This window comes from Bradyrhizobium sp., assembly GCF_019242285.1.
In the GTDB taxonomy this organism is placed as follows: Bacteria; Pseudomonadota; Alphaproteobacteria; order Rhizobiales; family Xanthobacteraceae; genus Bradyrhizobium.
Window position 1 is genome coordinate 1 of sequence record NZ_JAFAVV010000780.1, and the last position, 6,639, is coordinate 6,639.

Consider the following 6,639-nt stretch of genomic DNA (forward strand, 5'->3'; position numbering starts at 1 on the left):
GTTGTGGTTTGCGGAGCACATCTCCATGATATGGCCCGAATCAGTCGCGCGTGCCCCGCGTCATGCTCGTCCGGTGGTTGCCGGGGTGCTCGTGCAGGCTGGCAAGCCTTCAACCGCTGATCTGTTCCGACGTTTGGCGCACTCCGACGCGCGCCCCATGTCAGGGCATGGCGTCCACGGGTGCCGGGACGGCGAGCATCCAGCCAGGCCTGACGTCGCCCGCTGCTCAACTCGGCGACTTTTTTCATACCCTCAATTTTTTCATACCCTCAATAGGGGATGAGAACGACCGTCCACGGACCGCGCCGGTGTGGGCGACGACAAAAGTACGGAAGGAAGCGGCTCCCTCCGGGCCGCTTCCTTCCGAAGCATCGACGGGCAGAAGGGGTCCCTGCACAGGTCCCCAGTTCTAGGCGACCGCGTCCTTGGCGGCCTTCACGGGCCTTGCCCGCACGATCTTGCGCGCCGGCTTCGCCTTGAACATCATCTCCTCGCCCGTAAACGGATTGGTGCCCTTACGCGCCTTGGTCGCGGGCTTCTTCACCACGACGAACTTGGCGAAGCCGGGGACGAGAAAGATCCCGTTCTTCTTGAGCTCCTTGTGACCGACGTCGGTCAAGACGTCCATGACGTTCTTGACGTCGCGCTTCGAGAGCTCGGTGGAGGTCGCGATCTTCTCGATCAGCTGGGACTTGGAAAGTTGAGTAGGCATCGTGTCTCCTCTGATTCGTGCCAGACAGGACAATAAACGAAAGCACGGAAAAACAAGGCCCTTCTACACAGTTTTTTCGATTTTGGCTGGAATTTAAGGTGTTTTCTGCGTTTCGCTTTTGCAAAAACACCTCCGGCCCGGCTTTGTTCATGTTTTTGAACGCCCGGACCGGGCGCCGGCGGAGGCGCGATCGCTACCCGAAAACCAGTGTGGGCGCAGGCAATCGGCTCCAGGCGTCAGCCAATCGGATGAATCAACGTCCGGTTGCAGAGCCTGTTTCGGCCATTCCGCAGGCAGCGGCTGCATGCCGGAGGCTCGCGGAAGATTGACGGCGCAGGGCGTCGATCGGTCCTTCGAAGCCGCGCATTGCGCCCGCGCCCCCCTGCCGCGGGCCTTGTTTTGCTGCTATCTACGGCTCGAGCCAACGGCCGGAAAAATCCGACAGGGAGAAAGAACATGCGTTTCCTCCACACCATGCTGCGCGTGCGCAACCTCGATGTTGCGTTGAAGTTCTATCAGGATGCGCTCGGGCTGAAAGAGGTTCGCCGCATCGACAACGACAAGGCCAAGTTCACCCTGGTGTTTCTCTGTGCGCCGGAGGATGTCGAGCAGCTGAAGAGCCAGCCGCAGACCCGCGGTGCGCCGCTGGTCGAGCTTACCTACAACTGGGACGAGGAGAAATACGGCGAGGACCGCTATTTCGGCCACCTCGCCTACGAGGTCGACGACATCTACGCGACCTGCGACAGGCTGATGAAGATGGGCATCACCATCAATCGCCCGCCGCGCGACGGCAACATGGCGTTCGTGCGCTCGCCGGACCTGCATTCGATCGAGCTCTTGCAGAAGGGCGATCCGAAGCCGCCGGCCGAGCCCTGGACCTCGATGCCCAACACCGGGCACTGGTGAGCTTGCGCGGATCCTCGGAACCACCCGCGCCCCTTCGCGTTAGCTCTTCGACAAGAGGACGAATAGGAGGGTTGTGATGGGAAGAGGAATTCTGCTCTGGCTGCTGGGCGTGCCGATCCCGGTGATCATTCTGCTCTGGCTGTTCCTGGGTCATTGAACCAGAAGCGTCGAGGCGACACGAAATCAGGCTCCGCTGTTCCTTGGCGGAGCCTGATTTTTTGCGTTTGCGGCACGTCCGCGTTAGAGAAATTCCGGTCTGGCAAGCGGACGGAGCGCGATGTGACAGCCAAGGGACCGACGATCTGGGGCCGGGCCACTCGGTGAACGTGCAGAAGGTGTTGTGGTGCCTAGCCGAGCTCGACCTCGCCTATGAGCGAATCGACGCCGGCCTGCATTTCGGCCGCAACAGCGAGCCCGACTATCTCGCCATGAACCCCAATGGACGCGTGCCGACGCTGGTCGACGGCGATTACGTGCTGTGGGAATCCAATTCGATCATGCGTTATCTCTGCCTCGCCTACGGCAGGGGCACGGCACTCTATCCCGAGGAGCCGAAGCACCGCGCCGCGGTCGACCGCTGGCTCGATTGGACGCTCTCCACCGTGCAGCCGGTCGACCGCCCGGTGTTCTGGGCGCTGGTGCGCACGCCGCCGGAGAAGCAGGACATGGCCGCAATCCAGAAAGACGCCGATGCGGAAGCGCCGGTCTGGCGCATCGCCGATCATCATTTGTCGACCCGGCGCTACATCGAGGGCGACGACTTCACCATTGCCGATATCGCGCTCGGCGCCTATGCGCGGCGATGGCTCGGCTTTGAGGGCATTACCAAGCCGAACTATGCCCATCTCGAGCGCTGGTTCGCACAGTTCGCAACTCGGCCGGGATTTGTGAAGTTCATCGCAGGCCCGATGTCCTGAGCGCGGCTACCGCCCAACCGTGCCGCCGGTACCGATGCCCACGCTGAGCGCGCCGCCGATCTTCATGCAGCTGTTGGTACCTTCCACCTTGACGAAGCCGGGTCCGTAGGCCGCACAGCTGGTTGCCGATGTGGTCCCTTTCAGGGGCAGCTGCCTGCTCGGGATTGTCGTCCCGGGCAGGCGTGTCGTGACCGAGGATTGCGCCGCCACAGGTGAGACCATCAACAATGCCGCGGCGACGACGAGAACGGATTTCTTCATGATGCCTTGTACCGCGCGCGGCGATCCAAGGCTACCGCACCGCGCGGTGGTTTGCGGTCAGCGCACGAACTTGACGCCGGCCATGTTGCCGCGGCGCCAGACGACCTGGCAATTGTGACCAGTGCGCGCATCGCGCGCGAAGGCGAGACGTAGTTTTGCGGGCAAGGCCTGCGCGCCGTCGAGCACGATCTTGGCGCCGGCGGTCGAGATGTCCCGCACCATGCAATGGCGCGCCGCGAAGCCGCCCTCCAGCGTGATCCACGCCGCCTGGCTGAGCAATTTTCGGGGTTCCCGCTTCCTGGTCGGCGCCATCTTCTTCAGCTCACTCGTGCTTGCATCATTCCTAGCCGCCCGCTCTTTAGATTCAGTTGATTCGATCCCATACTGAAGGGCGCAACAGGTCGGTCGCGGGGTCGGAATACCTTTCACGGCACGGCTTGCCGGCCCGGACAAACGCCACTATACGTTCGCGCGCCGCTTGGCCGCGCCCGAAGCACATCGGGAGCAGCTTCCGCGGCACGGTGAGACATCGCCATAAGATATTGATTCCCCGTGGATTTTGCTCCCTTCGTCTATCGGTCAGGACGCCACCCTTTCACGGTGGAGAGAGCGGTTCGATTCCGCTAGGGAGCGCCAGTTCGGTCAGCACCGCAAAAGGGCCTTTTCGAGTTCGGACGGCGCAGGCTCTCGGCGTTGAAGCGTCTCGGGCTGGCGAGTTCGACCGACGGGCCTGCTGGCCAGCGCAGCATCGCACCCGCAGCGCACGCAGCGTGCAAATCGCGAAGGCCTCACGGCATCCAGAGGTGGGTCGCGCTTTCCTCCTCCGCTCTCCTGAACCTGAGATGCTCGTAGAACCGCGCAGCTTCACGACTGTCGCTCCGAAGACGGACGATCTTGAAGACCCCGCGAGCTTCTCCGAGGAGGTGTCGAACGAGAGGGGAGCCGGCCCCGCTTTGGCGCGCCATCCTGCTCACATACAGGTGCCGCAGCCGGCCGGCGGCACTCTGTGCCGTATAGGGATCACGATTCAGCCCACAGAAGCCGACCAGCCGGTCCTCTCGGAATGCTTCGACCAGGCGTTCGTCCGGTTGACTGAACGTGTTCGACCCCGACACCCAATCGCGCAGGAGCCGCGCGACAAAGTTGAAGCCGTTGCGCGGCCTCGTCATGCAGCGGAACCAACCTCGCATCGACACCTGATATTGGTGAGATGAACGTTCGATTCATCGGTCGTCCCAGAGTGAGAGTGCAAAATCCGGGCTCGGGAGCGAATAATCCGGCGCATAAGAAACAGCCGAGCACGCTTCGCCCTGGGGAAGGTTGAAGGCGAGGTGCTCGGCTGTCAGGCCGCGCGGCGGAGCGGCCATCCGCTTACAACTTCGCCATCGAATGCAGCGTGTTTCGATGCAGCGCACCGCCGACCAGGCCGGCCACAACGAGGCAGACCCCGCTTACGATCAGGAAACAGGCCAAGGCGAGCAACATGACGGGCCATTCCAATGGCGTGCGCATCGCGCCTGCGCGCGATGTCGTCGCCGAAAAAGCTGCGAATGAGATGGAGGTTCGAAGGCAATCTGGAGAGACGAGCCGTGCGGCCGCCGCCGCACGGCTCATCGAAGCAAATGTCCGGCGCCAGCCGGTGCAGGGCATTGAACGAGGCCGCGAACCGCGCGCCGTCTTCCGGGCCTCTCATCGAGCGGTTCGTCAGCCGCTCAATTGTCGTCAGTGTAATCGATAAAATTTTATCGACAATCGAAAGGAAGAATTAAGGTTACCAGGCGGACTCCCCGCCCGAGCATCATCGTCGATGACGGCGCGCCACGAAAATGCCGAGCAGAAACGCAATAGCCAGCGACCGCAGCGGCGCTTCACGTGTGACCTGGCGCAGCTTCGCAGCAAGCGGCCGGTCGGGCACGATCGCCGGGTCATCCGCCAACGCGTCGCCGGGGCCCGCCCAACTGACGTTCCGTTTCTCGTCGACGGACAAGGATGGATCCACTTCGACCGTCATGGCGACACTCCCGTGCTGTCGACCACCAACGGCCACGGGGCGTGGCTGGTTCCTTTCAGGAGTTGCGAGAGCGATCGGACGGAGTCGGCGCCGGCTCAGTCGCAGCGCTGCGTGCGCCGGACATGCGGTCGACAAGGATTCCCTGCTCGAGCGCCTGGATGGCCGCGCGATAATCCGCGGCCAGGCCGAGCAGCGCAGATCTTGCTTCGGGAATGATGCACTGGTCCGCCTGCTTCAGGCAGATGTGCTCGCGGCGCCGAAGGTCCCTCGCCAACGCCCGGGAGTTGTTGCACATCGGTCGATCGTCATTGCTGCCGATCTCCCCTATGCGCCTGCCGAGATGTACACGGCCTGAACGCGACGTTCAGCGTTCCGATTCCCGCCTTTGCATCTCGTCGTGGCGAACCGGATGAAGCGGATTTGAACGGCTCAGGAGCGCGCGAGAAGACGGGCGCGAAACGAGCGAGCGAACTGCTGGTCCCACCTCAGCCTCTCTTTCTGGATGCTGGTCGCCAACAATCGTATCAGGCTCGACGCGGCTGCCTCCGCCTCATCCCGATAGTCGTTGGCCAGGCTTCGCAATGCTTCCGCTGCGTCGGTTGACGCACTCTCCTCCGCCTGCTCCCGGCACAGCCTTTCGAATTGACGGAGGTCCTCAACATGGGATTCGAGGCTTTCACGCATGTACTGTTACTCATACTGCTACTTCGCCACGCGGCGCTAATGCGTCCAGGAGGCAGACAGAATGCGACGAAAATTTGTAGTCGGAACCGAAATGTAACGCGTCGAGCATTGTCTGTGTTCTCGTTGCCACGGTCGGTACAACGAGAGCGGTGTAGTTGCACCGCACCCTTGCTCCGCTACCGCTGCGAGGCGCGTGCGCGTGCCAAAATGTCGCACGCGATTCGCCACGATTTTCACTTCTGCATTGCCGCTGCAGCCGGCCGCAGGGTGTCCCTATCCTCGGGCGCGATAGCGCTCACCGAACGTCCCTTGGTCTCCGGCAACAACATCAGCGCGGCGAGCATCACGCCGTAGGCAAGCACCGCAAACAGCAGGATGGCACCGCCGAGCCCGAGTCTGTCGCTCAGGAATCCAACCAGCGCGGGGAACAGCGCACCGATCGCGCGGCCCGAGTTGTAGCAGAAGCCCTGCCCCGCACCGCGGACCTCGGTCGGGTACAGTTCGGTCATGAACGGCCCCATCGCCGAGAACATCATGTAGAGGATGAAGCCGAGCGGGGCACCCAGGATCAGCATCAGACCATCGCCGATCGGCGCTGCCAGGTAGATCGCGACACAGACCACCGAGCCGATCGCGGAGACGATGAAAGTGCGCTTGCGGCCGATCGCGTCGGCGAGATAGGCGCCAGTGAGAAAGCCGATGAACGCGCCGCAGATGTGGATCAACAAATAGGAGCCGGTGTTCAGCGCGCTCAGGTGCCGCTCGGTCTTGAGATAGGTCGGCAGCCAGACCGAGAGCGCGTAGGAGCCGCCCTGCGCCCCCGTCACCATCAGCGCCACTTTCAGCGTGGTTGCCAGATAAGGCGGCCGCAACACGGTGAAGGCCTGCATCAGGCCACTGACGTCGGACCGTCGCCGCGCCTGGAACACCTCGGGCTCGTGAATCGAGCGGCGGATCCACAGCACGAGCAGCGCCGGCGTCAATCCGATCCAGAACATCACGCGCCAGGCGGTCGCCTCCGGCAGCATGGCGTAGAGCAGTGTGTACAACAGCGCCGAGGCGCCCCAGCCGACCGCCCAGCCGCTCTGCACGAAGCCGACCGCGCGGCCGCGATACTTGTCGCGGATCATCTCGCCCATCAGCAC

General features: G+C 62.9%; 10 protein-coding genes, 1 tRNA gene and 1 pseudogene. 4 read left to right on the forward strand and 8 right to left on the reverse strand.

Going from position 1 to position 6,639, the window contains the following annotated elements; all coding sequences use genetic code 11:
* Positions 1-409: 409 nt before the first annotated feature.
* Positions 410-712, reverse strand: a complete 303-nt coding sequence (locus tag JOY90_RS31665; protein ID WP_291695027.1) for an HU family DNA-binding protein — start codon at positions 710-712, stop codon at positions 410-412.
* Between the two features lie 456 nt (positions 713-1,168).
* Between JOY90_RS31665 and JOY90_RS31670 the strand changes: the two genes are divergently transcribed.
* Together JOY90_RS31670 and JOY90_RS31675 are read left to right on the forward strand one after the other, a co-directional pair.
* Positions 1,169-1,621 carry a VOC family protein gene (locus tag JOY90_RS31670; RefSeq protein ID WP_291695028.1) on the forward strand — a complete coding sequence of 151 codons (453 nt, stop codon included), beginning with the start codon at positions 1,169-1,171 and terminating at the stop codon, positions 1,619-1,621.
* Between the two features lie 279 nt (positions 1,622-1,900).
* Positions 1,901-2,538 (forward strand): annotated as a pseudogene (locus JOY90_RS31675) (glutathione S-transferase family protein).
* A gap of 6 nt (positions 2,539-2,544) precedes the next feature.
* Here the strand turns inward: JOY90_RS31675 and JOY90_RS31680 are convergent.
* A complete protein-coding gene (locus JOY90_RS31680) occupies positions 2,545-2,799 on the reverse strand; it encodes a hypothetical protein (RefSeq protein ID WP_291695030.1) in 255 nt (84 codons plus the stop codon).
* A 57-nt stretch (positions 2,800-2,856) separates the two neighbouring features.
* A complete protein-coding gene (locus JOY90_RS31685) occupies positions 2,857-3,111 on the reverse strand; it encodes a PilZ domain-containing protein (RefSeq protein ID WP_291695031.1) in 255 nt (84 codons plus the stop codon).
* 249 nt (positions 3,112-3,360) lie between these two features.
* Here JOY90_RS31685 and JOY90_RS31690 point away from each other — a divergent pair.
* Positions 3,361-3,435: transfer RNA gene (locus JOY90_RS31690), tRNA-Glu, on the forward strand.
* 152 nt (positions 3,436-3,587) lie between these two features.
* Here JOY90_RS31690 and JOY90_RS31695 read toward each other — a convergent pair.
* A complete protein-coding gene (locus JOY90_RS31695; protein WP_291695032.1) occupies positions 3,588-3,968 on the reverse strand; it encodes a GNAT family N-acetyltransferase in 381 nt (126 codons plus the stop codon).
* A gap of 314 nt (positions 3,969-4,282) precedes the next feature.
* Between JOY90_RS31695 and JOY90_RS31700 the strand changes: the two genes are divergently transcribed.
* On the forward strand, positions 4,283-4,537 hold the full coding sequence (locus tag JOY90_RS31700; RefSeq protein WP_291695033.1) for a hypothetical protein: 255 nt from the start codon (positions 4,283-4,285) through the stop codon (positions 4,535-4,537).
* Between the two features lie 60 nt (positions 4,538-4,597).
* Here JOY90_RS31700 and JOY90_RS31705 read toward each other — a convergent pair whose 3' ends face one another.
* The 4 genes from JOY90_RS31705 to JOY90_RS31720 all read right to left on the reverse strand — a co-directional run.
* A complete protein-coding gene (locus JOY90_RS31705) occupies positions 4,598-4,810 on the reverse strand; it encodes a hypothetical protein (RefSeq protein WP_291695034.1) in 213 nt (70 codons plus the stop codon).
* Positions 4,811-4,865: 55 nt separating this feature from the next.
* The gene (locus JOY90_RS31710) at positions 4,866-5,105 is read right to left on the reverse strand and encodes a hypothetical protein (protein WP_291695035.1); all 240 of its coding nucleotides are present in this window, start codon (positions 5,103-5,105) and stop codon (positions 4,866-4,868) included.
* A 134-nt stretch (positions 5,106-5,239) separates the two neighbouring features.
* Positions 5,240-5,494 carry a hypothetical protein gene (locus JOY90_RS31715; protein ID WP_291695036.1) on the reverse strand — a complete coding sequence of 85 codons (255 nt, stop codon included), beginning with the start codon at positions 5,492-5,494 and terminating at the stop codon, positions 5,240-5,242.
* Between the two features lie 233 nt (positions 5,495-5,727).
* A partial coding sequence (locus tag JOY90_RS31720) for an MFS transporter (RefSeq protein ID WP_291695037.1) occupies positions 5,728-6,639 on the reverse strand: 912 nt, incomplete at its 5' end.